Annotated in this window: 23 protein-coding genes and 1 pseudogene; 9 read left to right on the top strand and 15 right to left on the bottom strand. The window is 72.8% G+C overall.

Annotation, left to right across the window (positions count from 1 at the left end):
* The first annotated feature begins 45 nt into the window (after positions 1-45).
* Positions 46-543: a GNAT family N-acetyltransferase gene (locus tag IE153_RS39885; protein WP_189594568.1), complete on the top strand. Its 498-nt coding sequence runs from the start codon at positions 46-48 to the stop codon at positions 541-543.
* 7 nt (positions 544-550) lie between these two features.
* Here IE153_RS39885 and IE153_RS39880 read toward each other — a convergent pair whose 3' ends face one another.
* Entirely contained in the window at positions 551-1,735 is a 1,185-nt protein-coding gene (locus IE153_RS39880; RefSeq protein WP_189594567.1) for a MarP family serine protease, read from the bottom strand.
* Positions 1,736-2,013: 278 nt separating this feature from the next.
* On the opposite strand from IE153_RS39880, the gene IE153_RS39875 reads away from it, so the two are divergent.
* Positions 2,014-2,790, top strand: coding sequence for a peptidoglycan recognition protein family protein (locus IE153_RS39875; protein ID WP_229829414.1), 777 nt, complete (start codon positions 2,014-2,016; stop codon positions 2,788-2,790).
* A gap of 53 nt (positions 2,791-2,843) precedes the next feature.
* Positions 2,844-3,089 carry a hypothetical protein gene (locus IE153_RS39870; protein ID WP_229829412.1) on the top strand — a complete coding sequence of 82 codons (246 nt, stop codon included), beginning with the start codon at positions 2,844-2,846 and terminating at the stop codon, positions 3,087-3,089.
* Here the strand turns inward: IE153_RS39870 and IE153_RS39865 are convergent, their stop codons facing one another.
* The 8 genes from IE153_RS39865 to IE153_RS39830 all read right to left on the bottom strand — a co-directional run bounded on the left by IE153_RS39865 (position 3,090) and on the right by IE153_RS39830 (position 14,373).
* Positions 3,090-3,608 carry a DUF4240 domain-containing protein gene (locus IE153_RS39865; RefSeq protein ID WP_097216198.1) on the bottom strand — a complete coding sequence of 173 codons (519 nt, stop codon included), beginning with the start codon at positions 3,606-3,608 and terminating at the stop codon, positions 3,090-3,092. It lies immediately after the preceding gene.
* 56 nt (positions 3,609-3,664) lie between these two features.
* Complete coding sequence (locus IE153_RS39860) at positions 3,665-4,651, bottom strand: helix-turn-helix transcriptional regulator (protein ID WP_189594566.1); 987 nt, start codon at positions 4,649-4,651, stop codon at positions 3,665-3,667.
* Positions 4,652-4,856: 205 nt separating this feature from the next.
* Positions 4,857-7,559 carry a pyruvate dehydrogenase (acetyl-transferring), homodimeric type gene (aceE, locus tag IE153_RS39855; RefSeq protein WP_189594565.1) on the bottom strand — a complete coding sequence of 901 codons (2,703 nt, stop codon included), beginning with the start codon at positions 7,557-7,559 and terminating at the stop codon, positions 4,857-4,859.
* Positions 7,560-7,827: 268 nt separating this feature from the next.
* Entirely contained in the window at positions 7,828-8,451 is a 624-nt protein-coding gene (locus IE153_RS39850) for a GntR family transcriptional regulator (protein ID WP_030837481.1), read from the bottom strand.
* Between the two features lie 255 nt (positions 8,452-8,706).
* On the bottom strand, positions 8,707-10,491 hold the full coding sequence (sucB, locus tag IE153_RS39845; RefSeq protein WP_189594564.1) for a 2-oxoglutarate dehydrogenase, E2 component, dihydrolipoamide succinyltransferase: 1,785 nt from the start codon (positions 10,489-10,491) through the stop codon (positions 8,707-8,709).
* Positions 10,492-10,554: 63 nt separating this feature from the next.
* Positions 10,555-11,943: a dihydrolipoyl dehydrogenase gene (gene lpdA / locus IE153_RS39840; protein ID WP_179878828.1), complete on the bottom strand. Its 1,389-nt coding sequence runs from the start codon at positions 11,941-11,943 to the stop codon at positions 10,555-10,557.
* A gap of 367 nt (positions 11,944-12,310) precedes the next feature.
* Positions 12,311-13,837 (bottom strand): leucyl aminopeptidase, encoded by a 1,527-nt coding sequence (locus tag IE153_RS39835; RefSeq protein WP_189594563.1) that lies wholly within the window; start codon positions 13,835-13,837, stop codon positions 12,311-12,313.
* Between the two features lie 164 nt (positions 13,838-14,001).
* Positions 14,002-14,373 (bottom strand): hypothetical protein, encoded by a 372-nt coding sequence (locus tag IE153_RS39830; protein WP_229829411.1) that lies wholly within the window; start codon positions 14,371-14,373, stop codon positions 14,002-14,004.
* Between the two features lie 26 nt (positions 14,374-14,399).
* Between IE153_RS39830 and IE153_RS39825 the strand changes: the two are divergent.
* From IE153_RS39825 to IE153_RS39820, 3 genes and pseudogenes are all read left to right on the top strand, one after another.
* A pseudogene (locus tag IE153_RS39825) lies at positions 14,400-14,963 on the top strand (hypothetical protein); the annotation flags it as partial.
* 199 nt (positions 14,964-15,162) lie between these two features.
* Positions 15,163-15,813 (top strand): spherulation-specific family 4 protein, encoded by a 651-nt coding sequence (locus tag IE153_RS42190; RefSeq protein WP_229829410.1) that lies wholly within the window; start codon positions 15,163-15,165, stop codon positions 15,811-15,813.
* Positions 15,810-16,589, top strand: a complete 780-nt coding sequence (locus IE153_RS39820) for an endo alpha-1,4 polygalactosaminidase (RefSeq protein ID WP_229829409.1) — start codon at positions 15,810-15,812, stop codon at positions 16,587-16,589. The genes IE153_RS42190 and IE153_RS39820 overlap by 4 nt, the downstream gene beginning before the upstream one ends.
* Here the strand turns inward: IE153_RS39820 and IE153_RS39815 are convergent.
* Entirely contained in the window at positions 16,549-17,160 is a 612-nt protein-coding gene (locus IE153_RS39815; RefSeq protein WP_189594560.1) for an RDD family protein, read from the bottom strand. The genes IE153_RS39820 and IE153_RS39815 overlap by 41 nt on opposite strands.
* A gap of 82 nt (positions 17,161-17,242) precedes the next feature.
* On the bottom strand, positions 17,243-18,025 hold the full coding sequence (locus tag IE153_RS39810) for an adenosylcobinamide-GDP ribazoletransferase (RefSeq protein ID WP_189594559.1): 783 nt from the start codon (positions 18,023-18,025) through the stop codon (positions 17,243-17,245).
* 60 nt (positions 18,026-18,085) lie between these two features.
* Here IE153_RS39810 and IE153_RS39805 point away from each other — a divergent pair, with 60 nt between their 5' ends.
* Positions 18,086-18,850, top strand: a complete 765-nt coding sequence (locus IE153_RS39805; protein WP_189594558.1) for a hypothetical protein — start codon at positions 18,086-18,088, stop codon at positions 18,848-18,850.
* Here IE153_RS39805 and IE153_RS39800 read toward each other — a convergent pair.
* Positions 18,790-19,488, bottom strand: coding sequence for a hypothetical protein (locus IE153_RS39800; RefSeq protein WP_189594557.1), 699 nt, complete (start codon positions 19,486-19,488; stop codon positions 18,790-18,792). The genes IE153_RS39805 and IE153_RS39800 overlap by 61 nt on opposite strands.
* 154 nt (positions 19,489-19,642) lie before the next feature.
* Positions 19,643-20,752 carry a nicotinate-nucleotide--dimethylbenzimidazole phosphoribosyltransferase gene (gene cobT / locus IE153_RS39795; RefSeq protein ID WP_189594556.1) on the bottom strand — a complete coding sequence of 370 codons (1,110 nt, stop codon included), beginning with the start codon at positions 20,750-20,752 and terminating at the stop codon, positions 19,643-19,645.
* Positions 20,753-20,949: 197 nt separating this feature from the next.
* Here cobT and IE153_RS39790 point away from each other — a divergent pair, with 197 nt between their 5' ends.
* Positions 20,950-21,996, top strand: a complete 1,047-nt coding sequence (locus IE153_RS39790) for a class I SAM-dependent methyltransferase (RefSeq protein WP_189594555.1) — start codon at positions 20,950-20,952, stop codon at positions 21,994-21,996.
* A gap of 35 nt (positions 21,997-22,031) precedes the next feature.
* On the opposite strand, the gene IE153_RS39785 is transcribed toward IE153_RS39790, so the two are convergent.
* Positions 22,032-23,231: a bifunctional adenosylcobinamide kinase/adenosylcobinamide-phosphate guanylyltransferase gene (locus IE153_RS39785; protein ID WP_189594554.1), complete on the bottom strand. Its 1,200-nt coding sequence runs from the start codon at positions 23,229-23,231 to the stop codon at positions 22,032-22,034.
* Positions 23,232-23,479: 248 nt separating this feature from the next.
* Between IE153_RS39785 and IE153_RS39780 the strand changes: the two genes are divergently transcribed.
* Entirely contained in the window at positions 23,480-23,692 is a 213-nt protein-coding gene (locus IE153_RS39780) for a hypothetical protein (protein WP_031110433.1), read from the top strand.
* Between the two features lie 55 nt (positions 23,693-23,747).
* On the opposite strand, the gene IE153_RS39775 is transcribed toward IE153_RS39780, so the two are convergent.
* Entirely contained in the window at positions 23,748-24,449 is a 702-nt protein-coding gene (locus IE153_RS39775; protein WP_189594553.1) for a class I SAM-dependent methyltransferase, read from the bottom strand.
* Positions 24,450-24,477: the final 28 nt, after the last annotated feature.

Raw genomic sequence — 24,477 nt, 5'->3', positions numbered from 1 at the left:
AAAACCCTTGCAAGACCTTGATCCGCTCGCCGTAGGGTGACGCCCATGCCCGAGCACCCCGCACCGCGCATCCGTGTCGCCCGGCCCGAGGACGACGAGGAGCTGGCCCTGCTCGACCGGCTCACCTGGTCGCCCCGGCACGCGGTGATGCCCGAGCCGCAGCCGCCGTACCCTCCCTTCTTCAGCGAGCGGCACGCCCCCGAGGACTGCCTGGTCGCCGAGCTCGGCGGGCGTCTCGCGGGCTATGTCCACCTCGGCTTCCCCACCCCGCTCGACTCGAACCGGCATGTGCGCCAGATCCAGGGCCTCGCCGTCGCCGAGGAGGCGCGCGGCCGTGGGGCCGGGCGGGCGCTGGTCCGGGCCGCCGTCGACGAGGCCCGCCGGCGCGGGGCCCGCCGCGTCACCCTGCGGGTCCTCGGGCACAACACCGCGGCCCGGGCGCTCTACGAGGCCGAGGGGTTCGTGGTCGAGGGGATCCTGCCCGAGGAGTTCCTGCTCGACGGGACCTACGTGGACGACGTGTTCATGGGGCGCTTCCTGTGAGCCGGGATTACGACGCGGCCAGCTCGCCGGTGTCCACCGGCGTCGTCGCGCCCGCGGCGCTGCGCGCGTCGGAGGCGACCTCGTCCGCCGTCAGGACGTAGCCTGTCTCGGCGTCCGAGGTGGAGCGCGCGAAGACCACGCCGAACACCCGGCCGTCCGTGGTGAGCAGGGGCCCGCCGGAGTTGCCGGGGCGGACCGTGGAGCGGATCGAGTAGATCTCGCGGATGGCCGTCCCGTCGTTGTAGATGTTCTGGCCCGTCGCCCGCACCCGGTTCGCGACCGTCGCCGCCTGGAGGTTGAGGTCGCCGTCCTGCGGATAGCCCGCGACGACCGCCGAGTCGCCGCGCTCGGCGTCGTCGTCGAACCGCAGCACCGGGGCCTTCAGACCCGGCACGTACAGCACGGCCACGTCCTTCTGCGGGTCGAACAGCACCACTCGCGCCTCGTACGTCCGCCCGACCCCGCCGATCTGCACGGTCGGCTCGTCGATGCCGGCCACCACATGGGCGTTGGTCATCACGTGCTCGCGCGCGTACACGAACCCGCTGCCCTCGCGGCCCTGGGTGCCCGCGACGCCCTCGACCTTCACCGTGCTCCGCTTGGCGGCGTTGGTCGCCGCGGCCGTGACACTGTCGCCGGTGGGCCGGGCGACCTCGGCCGTCGACTCGTTCTCGAAGGGGTTGAAGACCTGCGGGAAGCCCGCCTGCGTCAGCGCGGACGTGGCCCCCGAGAACCAGGCCGGCGTCGTGTCCGGCATCGTCCGTTGCACCGCGCCGAGCAGCCGCGAGTCCCGGATCGCCGAGGTGACCAGCGGGGACGAGGACGCGCCCAGGACGCTGGCCGCCACCCACGCCACGATCAGCACGGCCACCGCGTTGGCCACGGCCCCGCCGACGCCGTCCGCCACCCGCAGCGGCCCCCGGTCCAGCTCCCGCCGCAGCCGCAGCGCCAGGCGCCCCGCCAGCTCGTGCCCCACCACCGCCGGGAGCAGCACCGTGAACACCGCTGTCAGCGTCGCCCGCGTCGTCCCCGGCTCCACCAGGTCCATGACCCACGGCAGGGCCCACACGCCGACGACCGCACCGCCCACGAAGCCCGCCAGCGACACACAACCGGCCACCAGCCCGCGCCGGTACCCGGACGCCGCGTAGGCCAGGACGACCAGCAACAGCAGGATGTCGAGCAGGTCCACGCACGCCGCCTTTCTCTCGGAACCCCTTAATACGCGGGGGGAGGGCCCGGTGATCAGTCACCCGCGCACGCGTTGATCGGAATCGGCCACGCGAGCGCGCACAGGGAAAAACGTCGCGGACCGTGACGATGGTTCCACCGGGTGGCACATCACACATCGCGGACGGACCGGATCAGGCCGACAGTGGGACCATGCGTGTCTTCCGAAGACGGCGGGGCGCACGCAGGCACTCCGCCGACGGGACACCCGGCATAGCCGGCCTGCCGCGCGCGGCCCGGGTGCTGCTCGGCTGCCTGCCGGGCGTCGCCGCCGTCGTGGCGCTGTTCCTGTGCGCCCACGGCGTCGAGAACGCCGCCGACACCGGCTCCCGTGCCGCTCCGCCCCGCTCCCCGGCCACCTCCTACACCGCCCCGCGCCCGCCCATCGAGCCGAGAGCGCACTGGCTGGGCGACGCCGCCCGCGCCCAGCCGCGCCCGCGCTACGACGACCGGGTCGCCGCCGTCTTCGTCCACCACACCGACTCGCCCAACGGCTACGACTGCGCCGACGCGCCCCGCATCATCCGGGACCTCTACACCGGCCAGACCGGCAACCGCGACTGGGACGACATCGGCTACAACTTCGTCGTCGACCGCTGCGGAACCATCTACGAGGGCCGCGCCGGGGGCGTGGAACGCGCCGTCACCGGCGCCCACACCCAGGGCTTCAACCACCGCACCGCGGGCATCGCCGCCCTCGGCACCTTCACCGAGGGCATGCCCGTCCCGCAGCCCATGATCCGCTCGATCGCCGCGCTGTCCGCCTGGAAACTGGGCCTGACCGGCACCGACCCGCGCTCGGACGTCCGCCTGGTCTCCAGCAACGGTCTGAGCCGGTACGCGGCCGGATCCACCGCCCGGCTGCCCGCCCTCGCCGGGCACAACGACGGCTACATGACCAGCTGCCCGGGAGCCGCCCTGCACGCCCGCCTGCCCGAGATCCGGCAGCTCGCAGCCCGGCTCCAGGGCCGGCCGGACGGCCCACAGCAAGGCCACAGCGAACGCGCAGTCTCCTGAGATCCCCGTCTCCTACGGTCGGCCCCACAGGCAGCCGACTGGAGGTGGGGACCATGAACAACGGTCGCAGGAAGGCCCCGCGGCACGCGGGGAGCGCCGGGGAGCCGGGTACGCGGGCGGAGGCCGCGCGCGGCCCCTGGGCGGTGCTGTGCGCGGTCGCGACCGTCGTCCTGGGCCCGGCCGCGGTCACCGCCTCCGCGCTCGACCAGGCCAATGCCGCTCCGCTGCACCACGCGGTGCGGGCCGATCGGACGCACGCCTCCATCCCGTCCGACGCGAGCCGCCGCCGGGCCGCCTGATCAGCCCCTGAAGCGCTCCCACAGCCGGGGGTAGCGCTCCGCGAGCAGCCCCTCGTTCTCGAAGTCGAGCGGCGTGCCCTCCGGTTCCGGGGGCGCCGGCGCGATCTCCAGGTCGGGCGCGACCACGCCGGTGAGCTGCTCGTAGGCCTCGTCCGCCGCGTAGCCGAGCTCCTCGCCGTCGCCGTCGATCTCCTCGTCGAAGTCGCCCAGCAGATCGGCGAGCGCGTCCGGGTCGTGCACGGCGCCCTCGAACACCTCGCGCCCCTGGCCGATCAGCCAGCACCGGAAGAAGTCGAAGGCGTCGTCGCTCGCCCCGTCGAGCAGCACCCACGCGGCGCCCCACAGGTCCCAGCGGTAGGCGCGGTTGTAGCGGGACTCGAAGTGACGGGCGAAGTCCAGGACCGAATCCGGGTCCAGCTGGGCGAGCCGGTCCACGAGCAGGTCGGCCTGCTCCTCGGGGTCGCCCTCGGAGGCCTCCCGGGCGTCGTCCACCAGCTCCCAGAACTCCGTCTCGTCCATCACGGGTCAAGCATCGGCCCTGGGGCACAGGGGCGCACCCGGAGTGCGCGGGATCGTTATGCGCCGCCGGCGGGCCGGTAGAGCCGGGCCAGCCGCTCCGCGTCCGCCGCGAACCGCTCGCGCAGGCTCTCCGGCGCCAGTACCTCCACCTCCGGTCCCAGCGCCGCCAGCTGCGTGCGGGCGACCTCCTCGGACTCCACCGGCAGGGCCACCGTCACCCAGCCGTCCTCGTCCGGGGCGTCCGCGTCCGCCAGGGCCTCCCGGGCGGTCAGCGCGTCGAGGGCGTACGGCAGTGCGCGTACGCCGTCGGGGGACAGCCGCACCACGACCCGCGCCCGCAGGATGGACCGCGCGAACTGCTCGGCCCGCTCCTCCCAGAACGCGGGCAGGTCGAAATCGGGCTCCCGCTCGAAGCGCTCGCCGTCCGTGTCCACCGCCGTGAACCGGTCGATCCGGTACACCCGGAAGGACGCGCCCCGGGCCACCCGCGCGCACAGGTACCAGACGCCCGCCTTCAGCACGAGCCCGTACGGCTCCAGCTCCCGGACGACCTCGTCCTCACCGCGCCGGTAGCGGGCGCTGATCCGCCGGTCGTCCCACACCGCGTCGGCCACGGCCGGCAGCAGCTCGGGCGTCCTCGGCTCCTTGAACCAGTTCGGGGCGTCCAGGTGGAACCGCTGGGAGGCCGTCCTGGAGGCGTCCCGCAGGGAGGGCAGCAGCGCCGCCGACACCTTCAGCCGGGCCGCCGAGGCGGCGTCCTCCAGGCCCATCTCGCGCAGCGCCCCCGGCACACCGGACAGGAACAGCGCCTCGGCCTCGCCGCGGTGCAGCCCGGTCAGCCGCGTCCGGTACCCGCCGACCAGCCGGTAGCCACCGACCCGGCCCCGGTCCGCGTACACCGGCACGCCCGCCTCCGACAGCGCCTGCGCGTCCCGGGTGACCGTCCGCTCCGACACCTCCAGCTCACGGGCGAGCTCGGCGGCCGTCATGGAGGGCCGGGACTGGAGCAGCAGCACCATCTTGATCAGCCGGGCAGCACGCATAGGGCCATCATGGTGCGTGTTCGGGCGCGGGTGTGTGTGGGGGGCTAGTCGCGCCCACGCGGCGGAGCCGCATATCGATACAGCCCCGCGCCCCTGAAACAGGCCAGCTCGGGCACGCCCGTGCTTGGGGGCGCGGGGAACTGCGCGACAGGCCCCCACCGGCCCGCAGCCGACGAACGACCGGGACCGATGAGGGCCGCAGACCTTACAGACCGTACTTCTCGCGCGCTTCCTTCACGGCCGTCGCCTTGACCTCGCCGCGCTTGGCGAGCTGGGCCAGGGCCGCGACGACGATCGACTCGGCGTCCACACCGAAGTGGCGGCGGGCCGCCTCACGGGTGTCCGAGAGGCCGAAGCCGTCGGCGCCCAGCGAGGACCAGTCCTGCTCGACCCACTGCGCGATCTGGTCCGGCACCTGGCGCATGTAGTCGGAGACCGCCAGCACCGGGCCGTCGGCACCCTGGAGCGCCTGCCGCACGAACGGCACCCGCTCCTCGCCGCGCAGCAGCGCCTCGTCCGCCTCCAGGGCGTCCCGGCGCAGCTCGCTCCAGGACGTCGCCGACCACACGTCGGCCGCCACGCCCCACTCCTCGGCGAGCAGTTGCTGTGCCTTGAGCGCCCAGTGGATCGCCGTACCGGAGCCGAGCAGCTGGATCCGCGGGGCGTTGGCCGGGGGCGTGATGCCCGCCGACTCCGCCGTGTTGAAGCGGTACAGGCCCTTGACGATGCCCTCGTCGATCCGGTCCACGGACGGCTTCGCCGGCTGCGGCATCGGCTCGTTGTAGACGGTCAGGTAGTAGAAGACGTTCTGGTCCTCGCCCGGGGCCTCCTCGCCGTACATCCGGCGCAGACCGTCCTTGACGATGGTGGCGACCTCGTAGGCGAACGCCGGGTCGTACGACAGCGCCGCCGGGTTCGTCGCCGCGATCACGGGGGAGTGGCCGTCGGCGTGCTGCAGGCCCTCGCCCGTCAGCGTCGTACGGCCGGCCGTGGCGCCGACGAGGAAGCCGCGGCCGAGCTGGTCGCCGAGCTGCCACATCTGGTCGGCCGTGCGCTGCCAGCCGAACATCGAGTAGAAGATGTAGAACGGGATCATCGCCTCGCCGTGCGTCGAGTACGACGTCGAAGCGGCGATGAAGTCGGCCATCGAACCGGCCTCGGTGATCCCCTCGTTGAGGATCTGGCCGTTCTGGGCCTCCTTGTAGTACATCAGCTGGTCACGGTCGACCGGCTCGTACGTCTGGCCCTTCGGCGAGTAGATGCCGAGCGACGGGAACAGCGACTCCATACCGAAGGTGCGCGCCTCGTCCGGGACGATCGGCACCCAGCGCTTGCCCGTCTCCTTGTCGCGGACCAGGTCCTTGACCAGACGGACGAACGCCATGGTGGTGGCCACGTTCTGCGAACCGGAGCCCTTGTCGAAGGACGCGAACGCCTTCTCGGCCGGGGCGGGCAGCGGGGCGACCGGGTGCACGCGCCGGGCCGGGGCCGGACCGCCGAGGGCGGCGCGCCGCTCCTGGAGGTAGCGGACCTCGGGGGAGTCGGCGCCCGGGTGGCCGTAGGGCACCACGCCGTCGACGAAGTCGCTGTCCTTGATCGGCAGTTCGAGCAGGTCGCGCATGTTCTTGAACTCGTCCACCGAGAGCTTCTTCATCTGGTGGTTGGCGTTCTTCGACGCGAAGCCCTCGCCCAGGGTGTGGCCCTTGACCGTCTGGGCCAGGATCACGGTCGGCGCGCCCTTGTGCTCGACGGCGGCCTTGTACGCGGCGAACACCTTGCGCGCCTCGTGACCACCGCGCGAGAGGTGGAAACACTCGAGGATCTTGTCGTCGCTCAGCAGCTTCGCCATCTCCACGAGCGCCGGGTCGCCGCCGAAGAAGTCCTGGCGGATGTAGGCCGCGTCGCGGGTCTGGTACGTCTGGATCTGCGCGTCCGGTACCTGGCGCAGGCGGCGTACGAGCGCGCCCGTGGTGTCGAGCCGGAACAGCTCGTCCCAGGCCGTGCCCCACAGCGTCTTCACGACGTTCCAGCCGGCGCCGCGGAACTGGGCCTCCAGCTCCTGCACGATCTTGAAGTTGGCGCGGACCGGGCCGTCGAGGCGCTGCAGGTTGCAGTTGATGACGAACGTGAGGTTGTCCAGCTCCTCACGGGCCGCCAGCGCGAGGGCCGCCGTCGACTCGGGCTCGTCCATCTCGCCGTCGCCGAGGAACGCCCACACGTGCGAACCGGCGGTGTCCTTGATGCCGCGGTTGGCCAGATAGCGGTTGAAGCGCGCCTGGTAGATCGCCGACAGCGGGCCGAGGCCCATGGAGACCGTCGGGAACTCCCACAGCCAGGGCAGGCGGCGCGGGTGCGGGTAGGAGGGCAGGCCGTTGCCGCCCGCCTCCCGGCGGAAGTTGTCGAGCTGCTCCTCGTTCAGACGGCCGTCGAGGAACGCGCGGGCGTAGATGCCGGGGGAGGCGTGGCCCTGGATGTAGAGCTGGTCGCCGGAGCCGTCGGCCTCTTTGCCCTTGAAGAAGTGGTTGAAGCCGGTCTCGTACAGCCAGGCGGCCGAGGCGAAGGTGGCGATGTGGCCGCCGACGCCGTATTTGCTGCCCCGGGTCACCATCGCGGCCGCGTTCCAGCGGTTCCACGCGGTGATCCGCTGCTCCATCGCCTCGTCACCGGGCACGGCCGGCTCGGCGGAGGTCGGGATGGAGTTGACGTAGTCGGTCTCGAGGAGCTTCGGCAGCGCGATGCCGGCGCCCTCGGCGCGCTCCAGCGTGCGGCGCATCAGGTATGCGGCACGGTGCGGCCCGGCAGCCTTGGTGACCGCGTCCAGGGAGGCCTGCCATTCGGCGGTCTCCTCCGGGTCCCGGTCGGGGAGCTGGTCGAGCTCGCTCGGCTGGATGGCGTTGGGGTCGGTCATGTCGCCGCCTTCCTCAGTCGAAGGGGGTTCCCTCACACAAGGGGGATCGGGGGTGCCCTTTGTCTTTGGCAGGACAGGGCTGGGGCTTGGGTGGCAAGCCCGTCGGCGACTCTAACTCGCTGATCGATGATCGATCAAAGGGTTGAGGGGCAAAACCTCTTGATCACGAGAAAATAGGCACGCGGTGCCTCCGGCGGTGGCACGCGGTGACCGATTTTCGAACGGTTCTCGCAGGTCGGAGGCGTTTGAGCGAAGGTGCGCTCGGGTGTCACGCCCGGGGAGCGCAGCCCAGGACGTGCGCCTTCACGAGTTCGGCGATCCGGGGGTCACGGCGCTTGAACGCGGCGACGAGCTCCTCGTGCTCCTCCGCGTACGACTGCTGCCGGGTGCCCAGCCAGCGGATCGACAGGGCCGTGAACACCTCGATGCCGAGGCCTTCCCAGGTGTGCAGCAGCACGGAGTTGCCCGCGGCGCGGACCAGTTCGCGGTGGAAGGCGACGGTGTGGCGGACCTGTCCCGTGCCGTCGGAGCTGCGGTCGGCCTCGTACAGGGCGCTGACGTGGGGCTCCAGTGCCGAGCAGTCCTCCGCGAGGCCCTGGGCGGCCAGCTCCGCGGCGATGGCCTCCAGGCCGGCCCGGACCGGGTAGCTCTCCTCCAGGTCGGCGGCTGTGAGGTTGCGGACGCGCACGCCCTTGTTCGGAGCGGACTCGATCAGGCGCAGGGACTCCAGCTCGCGCAGGGCCTCGCGGACCGGGGTCTGGCTGACCTCCAGCTCGGTGGCGATCCGGCGCTCGACGATCCGCTCGCCCGGCTGCCAGCGTCCGCTGATGATCCCCTCCAGGATGTGCTCGCGGATCTGCTCGCGGAGCGAGTGGATGACGGGCGCGGTCATGAGGGCTCCTTACGCGGGATTGACGTTTAGACAATACGGCCGGTTCGCTCCGCGGGTGGGGCCGACGTGGGGGCTGTCGCGCAGGTGAGACGAGGCGCACATGGTGTGTGCGGCGCGTGTGAGCTCGGGCCGGACGGTCTTCGGGCGGGTGCGCGTCGTCCGTGGCCGGTCGCGCGGTTCCCCGCGCCCCTGGGGTACGACGGTGCCCCGCCCGGGAGATCCGGACGGGGCACCGATCAGCCGTGGAACCGAAGGTCAGAGGCCGAGCTCGACCTCGAACTCGCCCGCCTCCAGGATGGCCTTGACCGCCGTCAGGTAACGGGCCGCGTCGGCGCCGTCCACCAGGCGGTGGTCGTAGGACAGGGTCAGGTACGTCATGTCGCGGACGCCGATGACCGTGCCCTCCTCCGTCTCGATGACGGCGGGGCGCTTGACCGTCGCGCCGATGCCGAGGATCGCGACCTGGCCCGGCGGCACGATGATCGTGTCGAAGAGCGCGCCGCGCGACCCGGTGTTGGAGATGGTGAAGGTCGCGCCGGACAGCTCGTCCGGGGTGATCTTGTTGGCGCGGACCTTGCCCGCCAGGTCGGCCGTGGCCTTGGCGATACCGGCGAGGTTGAGGTCACCGGCGTTCTTGATGACCGGGGTCATCAGGCCCTTCTCGGAGTCCACCGCGATACCGACGTTCTCGGTGTCGAAGTAGGTGATGGTCCCCTCGGCCTCGTTGATCTTGGCGTTGATCGGCGCGTGCGCCTTCAGCGCCTGGGCCGCGGCCTTGACGAAGAACGGCATCGGGGAGAGCTTGACGCCCTCGCGGGCCGCGAACGCGTCCTTGGCACGGGCGCGCAGCTTCATCAGGCGGGTGACGTCGACCTCGACGACCGAGGACAGCTGGGCCTGCTCGTGCAGGGCCTTGACCATGTTGTCGCCGATGACCTTGCGGATGCGCGGCATCTTCACGGTCTGGCCGCGCAGCGGCGACGCCTCCAGCACCGGGGCCTTCTTCGCGGCCGACGGGGCGGCAGCGGCGGGGGCCGGGGTGGCGGCGGCGCTCTTCGCGGCCTCGGCGGCGGCGACGACGTCCTGCTTGCGGATACGACCGCCGACGCCGGTGCCCTTGACGGTGGCCAGGTCGACGCCCTGCTCGGCGGCGAGCTTGCGCACCAGCGGGGTGACGTAGGCGCCGTCGTCGGCCGGCTTGGCGGCGGCCGGAGCGGCCGGGGCCTGGGCCGGAGCCGGGGCCGGCGCGGGAGCGGACGGGGCCGGCTCGGGAGCCGGGGTGGTCTGCTGCTGCGGGGCCGGAGCCGACGGGGCCTGCGGGGCCGGGGCGGGCTGCTCCGGGGCCGGAGCCGGGGTGGGCTCGGGCTGGGCCGGGGCGGCCGGGGCCTCCTGCGCCGGGGCGGCGGCCGGAGCCGCACCCGCCTCGCCGATGACGGCGAGCTTGGCGCCGACCTCGGCGGTCTCGTCCTCGCCGACCACGATCTCGAGCAGCGTGCCCGAGGTGGGCGCCGGGATCTCGGTGTCGACCTTGTCGGTGGAGACCTCGAGCAGCGGCTCGTCGGCCTCGACGCTGTCACCGACCGACTTCAGCCAGCGGGTGACGGTGCCCTCGGTGACGGACTCGCCGAGCGCGGGCAGGACGACGTCCGTGCCCTCGGCGGAGCCGCCGCCGGCGGCGGCGTCGGCGGAGGGAGCGGCGGCCGGGGCGGCCTGCTCGGTGGACGGGGCGGCCGCGGCCGGCTCGGGGGCCGGCTCGGCGACCTGCTCCGCGGCTGGCGCCGACTCGGCAGCGGGCGCGCCGCTGCCGTCGTCGATCAGGGCCAGCTCGGCGCCGACCTCGACCGTCTCGTCCTCGGCGACCTTGATGGAGGCCAGGACACCGGCGGCGGGCGAAGGAATCTCGGTGTCGACCTTGTCGGTCGACACCTCGAGCAGCGGCTCGTCGGCCTCGACGCGCTCGCCCTCGGCCTTCAGCCAGCGGGTGACAGTGCCCTCGGTGACGCTCTCGCCGAGCGCCGGAAGGGTTACGGAAACCGCCATGGTTTCGGTTGCTCCTTACGGAAAGTGCGGAAGTCTGTGTCGTCGCGTGTGTCGACCGAGGGGTCAGTCGTGCGCGTGGAGGGGCTTGCCGGCCAGGGCCAGGTGGGCCTCGCCGAGCGCCTCGCTCTGGGTCGGGTGGGCGTGGATGAGCTGCGCGACCTCGGCGGGCAGCGCCTCCCAGTTGTAGATCAGCTGGGCTTCGCCGACCTGCTCGCCCATGCGGTCGCCGACCATGTGGACGCCGACGACGGCACCGTCCTTGACCTGGACGAGCTTGATCTCACCCGCGGTGTTCAGGATCTTGCTCCTGCCGTTGCCCGCGAGGTTGTACTTCAGAGCGACGACCTTGTCCGCGCCGTAGATCTCCTTGGCCTTGGCCTCGGTGATACCCACGGAGGCGACCTCCGGGTGGCAGTACGTCACCCGCGGGACACCGTCGTAGTCGATCGGAACGGTCTTCAGACCGGCCAGGCGCTCCGCCACCAGGATGCCCTCGGCGAAGCCGACGTGCGCGAGCTGGAGGGTCGGGACGAGGTCACCGACGGCGGAGATGGTCGGCACGTTCGTGCGCATGTACTCGTCGACCAGGACGTAGCCGCGGTCCATGGCGACGCCCTGCTCCTCGTAGCCCAGGCCCTGGGAGACCGGGCCGCGGCCGATGGCGACCAGCAGGACCTCGGCCTCGAACTCCTTGCCGTCGGCGAGGGTGACCTTGACGCCGTCCTGGGTGTACTCGGCCTTCTGGAAGAAGGTGCCCAGGTTGAACTTGATGCCGCGCTTGCGGAACGAGCGCTCCAGCAGCTTGGAGGAGTTCTCGTCCTCGACCGGGACGAGGTGCTTGAGGCCCTCGACGATCGTGACCTCGGTGCCGAAGGACTTCCACGCGGAGGCGAACTCGACGCCGATGACACCGCCGCCCAGGATGATCGCGGACTTCGGCACGCGGTCCAGGACGAGGGCGTGGTCGGAGGAGATGATCCGGTTGCCGTCGATGTCCAGGCCGGGCAGCGACTTCGGCACGGAGCCGGTCGCGAGCAGGATGTGGCGGCCCTCGACGCGGCGGCCGTTCACGTCGACGGAGGTGGGGGAGGACAGACGGCCCTCACCCTCGATGTACGTCACCTTCCGGGAGGCGACGAGCCCCTGCAGGCCCTTGTACAGGCCGGCGATCACGCCGTCCTTGTACTTGTGGACACCGGCGATGTCGATGCCCTCGAAGGAGGCCTTCACACCGAACTGCTCGCTCTCGCGGGCCTGGTCGGCGATCTCGCCCGCGTGCAGCAGGGCCTTGGTGGGGATGCATCCCCGGTGCAGGCAGGTGCCGCCGACCTTGTCCTTCTCGATCAGGGCGACGTCCAGGCCCAGCTGCGCCCCGCGCAGGGCCGCGGCGTAACCACCGCTGCCACCGCCGAGGATCACTAGGTCGAAAACGGTGCTGGCGTCGTTCGCCACGTCACGTCCTCCATGCATGTGCGCCGTGAGCCGGTCTTCGACGACCGGCAGGCGGCTGGTGTCCGGCCGCTCGTTCTTCGGCCCTTCGGTGGGGCCCTGTCCTGCCGAGCCCCATCTTCGCACTTGTCGGCACACAAGGAGACGCCGGGCTGCGGTGTGAGACGCCCCACGTTCAGATGAGCCACGCCGGAGCAGCGCCCCAGGGACGCGAGGGCGGCTGACCCAAGGGGCGCGGGCTGTGTCTGATCTGCGGCTCCGCCGCGCGGGCGCGAGGGCCGCAGCCCAAGGGGCGCGGGGAACTGCGCGAACAGCCCCCACGCCCCCGCACTCGCCACACGACGGGCGAGACCGAGCTCTCAGGCGAAGGTCAGCCCAGATCGCCCGCAGCCGTCAGCTCCGCCAGCCGCACCAGCGTCCGCACGGCCGTCCCCGTGCCGCCCTTCGGCGTGTATCCGAACGGCCCGCTCTCGTTGAAGGCCGGCCCGGCGATGTCCAGGTGCGCCCAGGTGATGCCCTCGCCCACGAACTCGCGCAGGAACAGACCGGCGACCAGCCCGCCGCCCATCCGCTCGCCCATGTTCGCGATGTCGGCCGTGGCCGAGTCCATCCCCTTGCGCAGGTGCTCCGGCAGCGGCATCGGCCACGCCGGCTCCCCGACCTCCTCGGCGGCCTCGACCAGCGCCGCGCGGAACGCGTCGTCGTTGCCCATGATCCCGAACGTCCGGTTGCCCAGCGCCAGCACCATCGCCCCGGTCAGCGTCGCCACGTCCACGATCGCGTCCGGCTTCTCCTGCGACGCCGCCCACAGCGCGTCGGCCAGCACCAGCCGGCCCTCGGCGTCGGTGTTGAGCACCTCCACCGTCTTGCCGCTGTACATCCGCAGCACGTCACCCGGACGGGTCGCGGACCCGGAGGGCATGTTCTCGGCCAGGGCGAGCCAGCCGGTGACGTTGACCTCCAGGCCGAGACGCGCGGCGGCGACGACCGCGGCGAACACCGAGGCCGCACCGGCCATGTCGCACTTCATCGTCTCGTTGTGACCGGCCGGCTTCAGCGAGATGCCGCCCGAGTCGTAGGTGATGCCCTTGCCGACGAAGGCGAGGTGCTTCTTCGCCTTGGAGGAGGTGTACGACAGCTTGACCAGGCGCGGGGTGGCCGCGGAGCCGGAGCCGACGCCGAGGATGCCGCCGTAGCCGCCCTTGGTCAGGGCCTTCTCGTCGAGCACCTGGATCTTGATGCCGTGTTCCTTGGCCGCGGCCTGGGCGATCGCGGCGAACGACTCGGGGTTCAGGTCGTTCGGCGGGGTGTTGACCAGGTCGCGGGAGCGGTTGAGCTCCTCGGACACGGCGACGGCACGCTCGACCGCGGCCTTGTACGCCTTGTCGCGCGGCTTGCCGCCGAGCAGGACGATCTCGGCGAGGGGAGCCTTGCCGTTCTTCGCCTTGGGGTCCTTGCCGTTGTCCTTGTAGGCGTCGAAGGAGTACGCGCCGAGCAGCGCGCCCTCCCCGATCGCACCGGCGTCTGCGGCGTCGTCCAGCGGCAGCGCGAAGGCGGCCTTCTTCGACCCGGCCAGGGCGCGGGCGGCGACGCCGGCGGCCTTGCGCAGGGCCTCGGTGCCGTACTCGGCGTCCTTCTCGGGGACCGTGCCCAGTCCGACCGCCAGGACGAGCGGTGTCTTGAAGCCGGACGGCGCCGGCAGCTTCGTCACCTCGCCCTCGCCGCCGGAGGCGCCGAGAGTCTCCAGAACGCCGGCGAGCCTGCCGTCGTACGCCTTGTCCACGGCCTCGGCGCCCGGTGCGACGACCGGTCCCTTGGCACCCTTGGCGACACCGATCACGATCGCGTCGGCCCGCAGGCCGGGCGCCGCGGAGGTGCTGAGAGTGAGAGCAGTCACGGTGGTGAAATCTCGCTTCCGATGTGAAGTTGCAGTGGTCGAGCGGTGTGGGTCGACCGGGCCCGAAAGCCGACCCTAATGCGACCTCAGGGTCCGGTAACCACGGGGCCTTCCCCGGTACGGCGAACACTCGACGACGAGACTACGCGCGTGGCCCCGTTCGCTCATTCCTGCGGGCGTTCACCTGTCGGTGGCGTAGTGGCCATTTCTTGATCCCTCACACCGGTGAACCGGGTCACACGCGTCGCGATCCGGTGAGCGCCCTGCTCGCCGCTTTGCGCGATCCCCACGATCCTCCTCCGGTCGACCGCACGAGGATCCGGGGGATCTTCTGGAGGAGGAACCATGGCGCAGCGTGCACGCAGCTGGAGGAGAACGGCCGCCGCGGTGACGGCGGCAGGAATGATCACGGCCGGGGCGACGGCGCCCGGGGCAGCGGCCGCCGAGGAACCACGCATCGATCTGAAGGTGCTGGTGGCGGACAACGGCGACAGCACCGTGAAGGCGGTCACCGCCCAGCTCAGGAGCACGGGCATCCCGTACACGACCGTCGACCCGGGCGGCCGACGAGTACAACTGGATCTACACCTCGCGCGCCGACGGCGGCAGCGGCGTCTGCGAGGACAACCCCACCTCCACCTGCCTGGACCAGCCGCTCGACGTCGCCACCGGCTACGCCGAGCACATCGTCCCGCAGGAGTCCCGCACCGCCCTCGGGCACGTCCTCGCGGGCGACCCCCGGCCGCACTACGCGCACCAGTCCAACCCGGCCGAGGACCGGCTGCTCTACCCGGTCATGGAGAAGGTGCTCACCGACTACCGGGCCCTGTTCGCCGACAGCACCCCGCTGGAGAACCCACGGCAGAGCGCCATCGGCACGGAGCTGCAGCGCGGCGCCGCCTGGCAGAGCGCCCTGGCGAACAACCGCGTGGCGGCGTACTGCATCGGAAAGACGGTCACCGTCACCGCCCCCTCGGGCACGCAGATCCCGGTCACCGCCCCCGAGGGCACCAAGAAGCAACTCCTGCTCGGCACCAGCGCCTTCGGCACCCCGTACGCGGGAGCCCGCTCGGCCTGGACGACCCCGGCAGCACTCCAGTCGGCTCTCACGCCGAAGCCGCCCTAGGTCTTGGGGGCGCGGGGCCGTGTCTGACATGCGGCTCCGCCGCGGGGCGCGACCAGCCACACGATGCCCGCACCCGGCATCGGGTTCCCCGCACACCGTCCGCACCACAGGGGGAAACACCGCATGAGGTGTACGGCACGGCCGCCGCCGTCCAGGCCGCCCCGGTGTGCGCCCTGCTGGGGAGGGCAACCGCCCACCGATGAGCACCCTCCTGGTCCCGTACTACGAGCACCCGTCCGTCCGCCCCGCCGCATGGGACGCGATCGTCGCGGCGGCGCCCCGCCTCTACGGAGTCGTCCTCAACCCGGCCAGTGGCCCCGGCGACCGCCCCGACCCGGCCTTCGCCGAGGTCGCCGCCCGGCTGCGGGCGGAGGGTGTCCGGGTCCTCGGCTACGCCGACACCGATTACGGCCGCCGCCCCGCCACCGACGTCGTCCGCGACCTCACCCGGCACCGCGACTGGTACGGCACCGACGGCGCCTTCCTCGACCAGGTCCCGTCCGGACCCGAGGAGTTCGAGCACTACCAGAAGCTGGCCGTGGCCGCCTGGGGCGTGGGCTGCGGCACCCTCGTCCTCAACCACGGCACGGCACCGCATCCCTGCTACGCCCGTATCGCCGACGTCCTCGTCACCTTCGAGGGCACCTGGGCCTCGTACCGCGCACAGATCCCGCAGCCGTGGCCGGGCGGCCCGGACGTATGGCTGTGCCACCTGGTGTACGACGTCCCGCCCGACGCCGACCCGGAAGCCCTGGCCCGGGCGCGCGGTGCGGCGCTGCACTGCGCGGTCCCCGGAACCGGAGATCATCCTTGGGGCACGCTGCCCCACACCCTGGAGAACACCCCGTGAGACGCCCGTCCCTGCTCGTCGCCCTGCTCGTCCTGCTCCTCGCGGGCTGCGCCCGGCCCCCCGACGACAAGCCCGGCCCCCGCTGGCAGCCCCGCCCCGGCACCGCCTGGCAGTGGCAGCTCAGCGGACGCCTGGACACCACCGTCGACGTGCCGGTCTACGACATCGACGGTTTCGACCACTCCGAGGACACGGTCACCCGGCTGCACCGCGACGACCGCAAGGTCATCTGCTACCTCTCCACGGGCGCCTGGGAGGAGTTCCGCCCGGACGCCGGCGACTTCCCGGAATCCGTCCTCGGCCGCGGCAACGGCTGGAAGGGCGAGCGCTGGCTCGACATCCGCCGCACCGATGTCCTGGAGCCGCTCATGGCGGCCCGGATCGACATGTGCCGCGACAAGGGCTTCGACGCCGTGGAGCCCGACAACATGGACGGCTACCGCAATGACACGGGCTTCCACGTCACGGCCACCGACCAGCTGCGCTACAACCGCCTCATCGCCCGGCTGGCCCACGACCGGGGCCTGGCCGTCGGCCTGAAGAACGACCTGGACCAGATTCCGGAACTGGTCGGGGACTTCGACTTCGCGGTCAACGAGCAGTGCGCCCAGTACGGCGAGTGCACCGCCCTGAGGCCGTTCACCGCCGCGGGCAAGGCCGTCTTCCACGTCGAGTACGAACTCCCCACCGCCCGCTTCTGCGCCGACTCGCGCCGCCTGATGCTCAGTTCACTGCTCAAGAAGTACGAACTAGGGGTGTGGCGACGGGCCTGCTGAGCCAGATCCCGGTGACCGCGGTACCCGCGACACGGTCGGCGAGGGACCGGCGGCCGGGGGAGAGGACCGGCAGCGCGTTCAGCAGGAACAGCGCCACCGCGACCGCCCACACCAGCACCGACAGCACGACCTGACCCTCCACCAGCAGCACGCAGGCCATGGCGTACACGGCGACGTCCGCGGCGGTGGTGACCGCGGCGCGCCGGGCGGCCCTGACCCTGCGCGGGAGGTTCGGGGTGACCTTCAGCCCGGTCAGGCCCTTGCCGAGCGTGCGCCCGGCCAGGGCCAGGCAGCCCCACTGGTAGAGGAACACCGTCAGCACCAGCAGCCCGAAGGCCTGCTCGACGTACAGGACCGACTTGTTCCACAGCGAAAGACCCAGGTCCTGGGAGGCGTCGAGCACGTCACCGCGCGAGGTCAGCAGGTCGAAGCCGCCGCGGGTGGCCAGTTCGGGCACGTCGGTGACGAGCGCGGAGACCCGGTGGAAGGTGAGCACGGCGAGCGCCGAGGCCAGCGCCACGACCAGCGCGAAATCGACGAACCAGGCCAGGACCCGGCGCAGCTTCGGCATGAACGTCCCCCGATCAGTGGTGTGTCGGGGCAGGAAGCTAGCGGCTGGGAGGCCCGTGCAGGAGGGGGACGAGGAGATCGTTTCAGCCCAGTGACAGAACGACCAGCGCCGTGGTCGCCGCCGTCTCCGCCAGACCGCCGAAGACGTCCCCCGTGACGCCTCCGAAACGCCGGGTGCAGTGCCGCAGCAGCGCCTCGGCGGCGGCCAGGGAGAGGACGACCGCGAGCACGGCCCGGATCGCGTCGTACGGCCCGAAGAGGGCACCGGCCGCAGCGGCCGCCCCGGCGACGGCCACGGCGGCGACCGCGGCCCCCCGCAGCGGCACCACACCCGCGACCGCCGCCCCCAGCCCCTCCGGCCGTGCCGCCGGCACCCCGGCCCGGGCCGCCAGGGTCAGGGCCAGCCGGGCGAGGGTCGCCGAGACGACGGCGGCGCACGCGCCCCGGGCCCAGGAGGCGTCGTACGCCTGGGCGAGCGCGGCCACCTGCGCGAGCAAGGTGAGGACGAGGGCGATGACCCCGAAGGGCCCGATGTCCGACTGCTTCATGATCCGCAGCGCGTCCTCGGCGGGCTTGCCGCTGCCCAGCCCGTCGGCGGTGTCCGCGAGCCCGTCGAGATGCAGCCCCCGGGTGAGGACGGCCGGCACGGCGACGGTCGCCACGGCGGCGAGCGGGGCGCCCGCACCGAGGAACAGCAGCACCAGCCCGAGCCCGGCGGCGGCGGTACCGACCGCGAGACCGGCCAGCGGGGCGCACAGCATGCCGCCGCGTGCGGCCTCCCGGTCCCACCGGGTCACCCGGACGGGGATCACCGTGAGGGTGCCGAAGGCGAAGCGGAGGCCGTCGAGGGGCGAGGTGGTGGGCACCGGCGCAGGCTACCGGCCGGTCAGGAGAGCGGGAACGGCAGCCGAGGATAAAGTGCGCATATGGGATGGTTCGAGCGGAACATCATGGAACCCGGCAAGCTGCCGTTGCTCCTCGCGCTCGTCTCCTTCGTCCTGACCTTCGTGATCACCCGTGGCATCACCCGTCTCATCCGGGCCGGGAAGGGTCCCTTCCGCAACATCAGCGGCAGCGGCGGTGTCCACGTCCACCACGTGGTCCCCGGCGTCATCCTGACGATCATCGGCGGCTTCGGCGCGGTCGCCGGCGGCCAGTACGGCTTCGGCTCGGCGCTGGCCGCGGTGATCTTCGGCATCGGCGCGGGCCTCGTCCTCGACGAGTTCGCCCTGGTGCTGCACCTCGCCGACGTCTACTGGACCCCGGACGGCCGCAAGAGCGTGGAGATGGTCGTCCTCACCGCCTCGCTGGTCGGCCTGCTCCTGATCGGGTTCTCGCCGCTCGGCGTCAACGACCTCAATGACGACCAGCAGCAGAACCGTGCCGTCGTCCTCGGGAACGTCCTCGTGAACTTCGGGTTCGCCCTCATCGCCCTGTTCAAGGGCAAGGTCCGCATTGCCGTGCTGGGCGTGATCGTCCCCCTCATCGCCCTGATCGGCGCCGTACGGCTGGCCCGCCCCACCTCTCCGTGGGCCAAGCGGTTCTATCGGAACCGCCCCCGTGCCCGAGCGAAATCCGGCCTGCGGGCTTACCACCACGACCGCCGCTGGGTGGGCCCACGGCGCAGGTTTCAGGACTGGATCGGCGGCGCGCCCGACCCCGAGCCGGCCCGCTCCCTCGAACACCGCTGACGCAGCTCGCCGACCGCGCACAGCACCAGCACCGCGACGATCGCCGCGAGGTGTTCCTTGCCCGCGAGGTTCTCCTTGACCACGACCTCGACCACCATCGCCACGATCACCACCGAGGCCGTCAGGTACGCGCGGTAGCGCAGGCCCAGGAAGACGGCCAGGCCCACCACCGCCGCCGACGGCCCGGTGTCCACGACCCACCGGTCCGAGGCGGGCAGGCCCAGCCACGAGTCCGGGCCCAGCCACATGCCCAGGCGCGCGTACAGCGTCCCCGCGAGCGTCGCGACGTAGGCGATGGCCAGCGTCCGCCACCGGCCCAGGCACAGCTCGGCGATGCCGAACACCAGCAGAATCTGCGCGAGCGCGCCCCACACCGGCAGATCCAGCGCGGGCACGAACAGCGACAGCGGCGTCCGCAGCAGCGCCAGCCACAACGGGTCCTCGGCCCGCACAGCGCCGACGTTCTGCACGAACCGGTAACCCCACGACTGGTTGTGCACGAAGTGCAGCACGGCCGTGAGACACACGGCCGTGACCGCCATCGGCACGGCCCGCCACCGCCGCGCGGCCAGCGGGCCGCGGACCGCCGCGTACAGCGCACCCCATTCGGCGCGGGCCCAGCGGGCGAGCGTGGTCATCCGGCGGTCGTCCTCGTCCGTGCGTGGAAACGTCTGAGGGTGTCTGCGACTCAGTCAAACCGACACCACGTTCCAAGACCGACCGGAACGGGACGAAGTTGAGCCAGGCGTGAGTGACCTGGATCTCGGCGCTGCTCGTGCCCCGGGGGCGCCTCTACTGCTCGGCCGGAGCCTCGGAGGCCTCCGGCCCGGCCGGCTCCTCGGTCACCTCGGACTCCTTCGGCTTCTCGGGCAGCTCCGCGGCCAGCGCGGCCGCGGCCTGCACGAGCGGCAGCGCCAGCAGACCGCCCGCGCCCTCCCCGACGGTCACCCCGTGGGTCAGCAGCGGCTCCAGGGCCATCCGGTCCAGCGCCTTGGCCTGCCCGGGCTCGCCGCTGTCGTGCGCGGCCAGCCACCAGTCCGGTGCCCGGAACGCGATCCGCTGCCCGACCAGTGCGCACGCGGCCGTCACGACCCCGTCGAGTACCACCGGCAGCTTGCGCACCGCGCTCTGCAGCAGGAAGCCCGTCATCGCGGCGACATCGGCCCCGCCCACCGCCGCCAGCAGCTGCAACTGGTCCCCGAGCACCGGCCGGGCCCGGCGCAGCGCGTCCCGGATCGCCGCGCACTTGCGCATCCACGCCAGGTCGTCGATCGCCAGCCCGCCGCGCCCGGTGACGACCGACGCGTCGACCCCGCACAGCGCCGCGACCAGCACGCCGGCCACCGTGGTCCCGCCGACGCTCACATCGCCGAGCACCACCAGATCCGTACCGGAGTCGGCCTCCTCGTCGGCCACCGCGACCCCGGCCCGGAACGCCGCCTCCGCCTCCTCCGGCGTCAGCGCGTCCTCGATGTCGATCCGCCCGCTGCCGCGCCGCACCCGGTGCCGTACGACGTCCTCCGGCAGGCCCTCGGGGTCGCAGTCCAGGGCCATGTCGACGATCCGCACCGGCACACCCAGCCGCCGTGCCAGCACCGACACGGGCCGGCCGCCCTCGAGCACCTCGCGCACCAACTCCCCGGCGCCGCCCGCCGGCCGGGCCGAGACGCCCAGCTCGGCGATGCCGTGGTCACCGGCGAAGAGCACCACCCGCGGCCGTTCGACCGGCCGGACCGGCACGGCGGACTGCGCCGCCGCCAGCCACTCACCCAGTTCGTCGAGGCGGCCCAGCGATCCGGGCGGCACGATCTGTCGCTCCCGGCGTGCCTCGGCGTCACGGCGGATCCCGCCGTCCGGACGCTCGATCAGATCGGTGAAGTCGTCGAGATTAAGCGAGCTCATTCGCCGAACAGTACCGGCCCCGGTCGAACAGGACGGCGCCACATCACCACTCCGTCAGGGCGACATCGTTGCACCCAAGATCGGCATCCCATACGTTCCGTTTTGCAGCGGATTGTCGTACGTGGTTGGTGCGACGTCCCCGCCGTACGTCCCCGCCGTACGTCCTCGCCGTACGCCGTCGCGCCCGGGAGCCGCCCATGCCCGCACATCCCGCCTCCTCAGCACCCCCCGTCCCCCTAGCGACCACACGGGTCCACGAACCGCGCCGGGAGGACTGCCCCTGGTGCGGCTCCGACCGGCTGCGCAACCGGCTGCGCACCGGTGACCTGCGGCAGTACAAGCCGGGCAGCTTCACCGTCGACGCGTGCCGGGAGTGCGGCCACACCTTTCAGAACCCCCGCCTCACCATGGAGGGCCTCGCCCTCTACCACCGGACCGTGCGCGGTGGGCCCAGGGACCCGGCGAGCGACGGCCTCCTCGCCCTGCGCGGCAGCCCGCGCCGGCACCGCTCGGCCGCCCGCGCGATGCTGCGCTGCGGCGAGCCGGAGAGCTGGCTCGACGTCGGCACGGGCCACGCCCGCTTCCCCGCCACGGCCCGGCAGTTCTTCCCCTACACCGCCTTCGACGGCCTGGACCCCACCCCGCGCGTGGTCCGCGCCCGCACGGCCGAGCGCGTCGAGGAGGCCCACGTCGGCCGCCTGACGGACCCCAAGATCGCCGGCCCCCTGCGCGCCCGCTACGACGTGGTCAGCATGCTCCACCACCTGGAGGGCACGCCCGACCCCCGGGCGGAACTCCGGGCCGCCCTCCGCGTCCTGCGCCCGGGCGGCCACCTGCTCATCGAGACTCTGAGCCCCCGCAGCGTCTTCGCCGCCCTGCTGGGCCGCTGGTGGCTCCCCTACGACCAGCCGCGCCACCTCCACCTCCTGCCCCCGCAGAACGTCCGCGCGGAACTGGAGTCGGCCGGCTGCACGATCCTGACGCTCGACCACCGCCCGGTCCACGTCCCCCACGACCTCGCGGGCGCCACGTCCCTGGCCCTCTCCCACGCCCTGCCGGCCCCGGACACCCCCTGGCGGGCGATCCCCCCGCCCCCCGTCCAGCGGCACACCCGCACGGCCCTGCTCCGCGCGGGCATGCCCCTGGTGGCCGTGGCGGCGCTGGCCGACCACCTCATCGCCCCGGTGACCCGCCGCACGCGCTTCGCGAACACGTACCGGGTGATCGCCCGCACAGCCCCGTAGCCCGGGCCGGGAGGAGGGGCGCCGCGGGGCCCCGGTCAGCCCCGCAGCACCACCGCCTGCCCCGCCACCACCAGCAGCACATGCTCACACTCGGCCGCGAACCCCGCGTTCAGCCGCCCGAGTTCATCGCGATACCGCCGCCCCGACGCCGTCGACGGCACGATCCCCGACCCCACCTCGTTCGACACGGCGACCACCGTCCGCCGGGTGACCCGCATCGCCTCGGTGAGCTCCCGCACCCGCTCCCGCAGGGCCTTCTCGCCCCGCTCCGCCCACACCGCGTCGTCCCACGCCCCGACGGAGTCCATCGCGTCCGTCAGCCACAACGACAGACAGTCGACCAGCAGCGGCGGCCCCTCCTCCTCCAGCAGCGGCACCAGATCGCAGGTCTCGACCGTCTGCCACGACCCCGGCCGCCGTTCCCGGTGCGCCGCCACCCGCGAGGACCACTCCGTGTCCCCGTTGCGCGACCCGCCCGTCGCCACGTACAGCACGTCCGGAAAGGCCTCCAGCCTCCGCTCGGCCTCCACCGACTTGCCCGACCGGGCCCCGCCCAGAACCAGCGTCCGCCGCGGCACGTCGGGCACGTCCTCGTACGCCCCCACCGTCAGCGTCACCCCGTCCGGCACGGCCCGCGCCCCGGCTGCCGCGAGCCGCCGCCCGAGCTCCGGGCCGGGCGGCACGTCGTGGTCCAGATGGACGGCGAGCACGTCGGTCGTCGGCCCGATCGCCCCCACCGCCCGCAGCTTCGCCAGCGCGTCCGGCCGCCCCACGACGTCCGCGAGCACCATGTCGTACGACTCGGCCGGCTCCTCCAGACCCGCGGGCGCCCCGCCCGGCGGCAGGTACAGCAGCCGCTGCCCCTCCGGCCCGGTCACCGCGTACCCCGTGCCCGGCGCGTCCAGTGCCACCGCCCGCACCCGGTGCCCCGTCAGCAGCGTCAACTCCCGCCCGTCCGGCACCCGTCCGGGCTGCGGCAGCCCCGCGGGCACCTCGACCGCCGGCCCGTTGTGCGGATGCGACAACAGCACCTGCCGCACGCCCGTCAGGGAACGGCCCGCCCGCGCCGCCGCGAACGCCGCGCCCGGCGTCAGGTCGAGCAGCAGCGCCCCGTCCAGAAGCAGGGCGGTGGCCGCCCGCGCGTCCGGCCCGAGAGCGGCCGCACAGGCCGCACAGGGACAGTCGGGGCGGGGCAGGCCCGCGGGGGCACCGGTGCCGAGCAGAGTAAGTTCCACGTCCCGATTCTGACGCGTGAACATGGGACATGCGTGATCGAGACGCCCCTACAGGGGCGCGGGCCGTGTCGATGTGCGGCTCCGCCGCGCGGGCGCGTCCAGCCGGGCACGCCCCCCCACAGACCCACGCCCCGCACCCCGCAAGCCCTGTAACGCCCCACCCGGCGGAGCGCTTACGCTCTGAGGAGGAGCCGGACCAAGATCCGGCTTTTCGCTGTGCAGTGTGCTCACACACATGGGAGGCGTACATGGCGGCATGGACGTGGCGGTTCGAGAAGACCGACGGGACGGAGGTCCAGCCCGCGGTGACGCCGGAGGAGTTCCCCACCCAGGGGGACGCCGAGTCCTGGATCGGGGAGCACTGGAAGGCCCTCCAGGAGGGCGGTGCCGATCAGGTGCGGCTGTTCGAGGACGTCACGGAGATCTACGGGCCGATGAGCCTGCACGCGGCCGAGGCGTGAGCCCGGTGGGCGGGGGCCGACGGCCCTCGCCCACCACCCCCTCTTCCGCGGGTGGTCAGCCGCGCACGCCGCACAGGTGCAGCAGCGCGGCCACCCCGCGGTACGGATCGGTCCGCCCGGCCTTCTCCTCCACCGCGAGCAGCGTCTCCACGTCGGCCGGGGCCTGTGCGCCGTCCGCCGCCGTGTCGGTGAACACCCGCACCCCGTACCAGGCGTGCAGCGGCGCCCCGATGCCCGCGAGCGTCGACGTCAGGTCCTTCAGCCGGTCGGCCCGCACGTCGAGCCCCAGCCTGTTGCGGTAGGAAACGGTGTCGAAGGCCGCCAGCGCCCCGGCCCAGTCACCGGACAGCCCCGGCCGAAACGCGAGCGCGTCCCCGTTGCGCACGAGCAGGGACAGCAGCCCGCCCGGTGCGAGCATCCGGGCGAGCCCCGCCAGCAGCGGGTCGGGCTCCTCGACGTACATGAGGACGCCGTGGCACAGCACCACGTCGAAACTGCCCGGCAGGAAGTGCACGCCGGTGTCGCGGCCGTCGCCCTCGATGATCCGCATCCGCTCCCGGATGCCCTCCGGCTCTCCGGCGAGGGACTCCCGGGCCACGGCGACCATCGTGGAGTCCTGCTCCAGACCGGTCACCTGGTGCCCGGCACGGGCCAGCCGCAGCGCCTGCGTGCCCTGGCCCATCCCCACGTCGAGCACCCGCAGGCGCTGACCCACCGGAAAACGCCCGACTATCTGCTCGTCCAGCTGGCGGGCCACCAGCTCCTGACGGACGACATCGCGCAGC

Origin of the sequence: Streptomyces massasporeus, assembly GCF_014648995.1 — a bacterium.
Taxonomy (GTDB): Bacteria; Actinomycetota; Actinomycetes; order Streptomycetales; family Streptomycetaceae; genus Streptomyces; species Streptomyces massasporeus.
The sequence above is the reverse complement of the archived record's forward strand: the minus strand, read 5'-3'. Positions and strand labels throughout refer to the sequence as shown.

Bases quoted from the DNA above. Each gene is read 5' to 3' on its own strand.
- IE153_RS39885 (WP_189594568.1), top strand. From the start codon at position 46: ATGCCCGAGCACCCCGCACCGCGCATCCGTGTCGCCCGGCCCGAGGAC.
- IE153_RS39870 (WP_229829412.1), top strand. From the start codon at position 2,844: ATGAACAACGGTCGCAGGAAGGCCCCGCGGCACGCGGGGAGCGCCGGG.
- IE153_RS39865 (WP_097216198.1), bottom strand. From the start codon at position 3,608: ATGGACGAGACGGAGTTCTGGGAGCTGGTGGACGACGCCCGGGAGGCC.
- IE153_RS39860 (WP_189594566.1), bottom strand. From the start codon at position 4,651: ATGCGTGCTGCCCGGCTGATCAAGATGGTGCTGCTGCTCCAGTCCCGG.
- aceE (WP_189594565.1), bottom strand. From the start codon at position 7,559: ATGACCGACCCCAACGCCATCCAGCCGAGCGAGCTCGACCAGCTCCCC.
- IE153_RS39850 (WP_030837481.1), bottom strand. From the start codon at position 8,451: ATGACCGCGCCCGTCATCCACTCGCTCCGCGAGCAGATCCGCGAGCAC.
- sucB (WP_189594564.1), bottom strand. From the start codon at position 10,491: ATGGCGGTTTCCGTAACCCTTCCGGCGCTCGGCGAGAGCGTCACCGAG.
- IE153_RS39830 (WP_229829411.1), bottom strand. From the start codon at position 14,373: ATGCCCGTGCTCCTGAGCTGGGCGGTGACCGCCTTCACGGTGCTGTCG.
- IE153_RS42190 (WP_229829410.1), top strand. From the start codon at position 15,163: ATGAGCACCCTCCTGGTCCCGTACTACGAGCACCCGTCCGTCCGCCCC.
- IE153_RS39815 (WP_189594560.1), bottom strand. From the start codon at position 17,160: ATGCCGAAGCTGCGCCGGGTCCTGGCCTGGTTCGTCGATTTCGCGCTG.
- IE153_RS39805 (WP_189594558.1), top strand. From the start codon at position 18,086: ATGGGATGGTTCGAGCGGAACATCATGGAACCCGGCAAGCTGCCGTTG.
- IE153_RS39800 (WP_189594557.1), bottom strand. From the start codon at position 19,488: ATGACCACGCTCGCCCGCTGGGCCCGCGCCGAATGGGGTGCGCTGTAC.
- cobT (WP_189594556.1), bottom strand. From the start codon at position 20,752: ATGAGCTCGCTTAATCTCGACGACTTCACCGATCTGATCGAGCGTCCG.
- IE153_RS39790 (WP_189594555.1), top strand. From the start codon at position 20,950: ATGCCCGCACATCCCGCCTCCTCAGCACCCCCCGTCCCCCTAGCGACC.
- IE153_RS39780 (WP_031110433.1), top strand. From the start codon at position 23,480: ATGGCGGCATGGACGTGGCGGTTCGAGAAGACCGACGGGACGGAGGTC.